Origin of the sequence: Exiguobacterium sp. s138, assembly GCF_018618775.1 — a bacterium.
GTDB classification, from domain to species: domain Bacteria; phylum Bacillota; class Bacilli; order Exiguobacteriales; family Exiguobacteriaceae; genus Exiguobacterium_A; species Exiguobacterium_A artemiae.
On record NZ_JACSMW010000018.1, the window covers coordinates 1 to 788 of the forward strand.

6 tRNA genes and 1 rRNA gene are annotated in these 788 nt (G+C 50.9%); all 7 read left to right on the forward strand.

Annotated features, from left to right (window positions below):
* Positions 1-86, forward strand: a 5S ribosomal RNA gene (gene rrf, locus KNP91_RS15605); the annotation flags it as partial.
* Positions 87-95: 9 nt separating this feature from the next.
* A tRNA-Val gene (locus tag KNP91_RS15610) sits at positions 96-171 on the forward strand.
* A 16-nt stretch (positions 172-187) separates the two neighbouring features.
* Positions 188-263 (forward strand) — tRNA-Thr (locus KNP91_RS15615).
* A 61-nt stretch (positions 264-324) separates the two neighbouring features.
* Positions 325-411 (forward strand) — tRNA-Leu (locus KNP91_RS15620).
* Positions 412-441: 30 nt separating this feature from the next.
* Positions 442-515 (forward strand) — tRNA-Arg (locus tag KNP91_RS15625).
* A 5-nt stretch (positions 516-520) separates the two neighbouring features.
* Positions 521-597: transfer RNA gene (locus tag KNP91_RS15630), tRNA-Pro, on the forward strand.
* 21 nt (positions 598-618) lie between these two features.
* A tRNA-Ala gene (locus KNP91_RS15635) sits at positions 619-694 on the forward strand.
* Positions 695-788: the final 94 nt, after the last annotated feature.

Consider the following 788-nt stretch of genomic DNA (forward strand, 5'->3'; position numbering starts at 1 on the left):
GTTCCCATGCCGAACACGGAAGTTAAGCACTTGAACGCCGAAAGTAGTTGGGGGCTTCCCCCTGTGAGGATAGGACGCTGCCAGGCGATACATATGGAGGATTAGCTCAGCTGGGAGAGCATCTGCCTTACAAGCAGAGGGTCGGCGGTTCGATCCCGTCATCCTCCACCATTTTTTTATTACACTTGCCGGTGTAGCTCAGCTGGTAGAGCAACTGACTTGTAATCAGTAGGTCGCGGGTTCGACTCCTGTTGCCGGCACCATTTTCACCTTAAATTTAATCATCAACCTTGAAAAAGTGTAGATGCTACCTTTTAACACCCTGCCGGGGTGGCGGAACTGGTAGACGCACAGGACTTAAAATCCTGCGGGGGTTTCCCCGTGCCGGTTCGATTCCGGCCCTCGGTACCATTTAAATTTAACTGTTTGATTAATTACCCCGCACCCTTAGCTCAGCTGGATAGAGTACTTGACTACGAATCAAGGGGTCGGGAGTTCGAATCTCTCAGGGTGCACTTTTCGGGAAGTAGCTCAGCTTGGTAGAGCACTTGGTTTGGGACCAAGGGGTCGCAGGTTCGAATCCTGTCTTCCCGACCATCTTCAATTTAATCCCTTAATGGGGCCTTAGCTCAGCTGGGAGAGCGCCTGCCTTGCACGCAGGAGGTCAGCGGTTCGATCCCGCTAGGCTCCACCATTTTTATGACGAACTTTGAAAACTGAACGATGAGGCAAAAAACGTATCTTCGGATACAAACAATGAATGAAGCGCAAGCTTCGTCAACGTGACT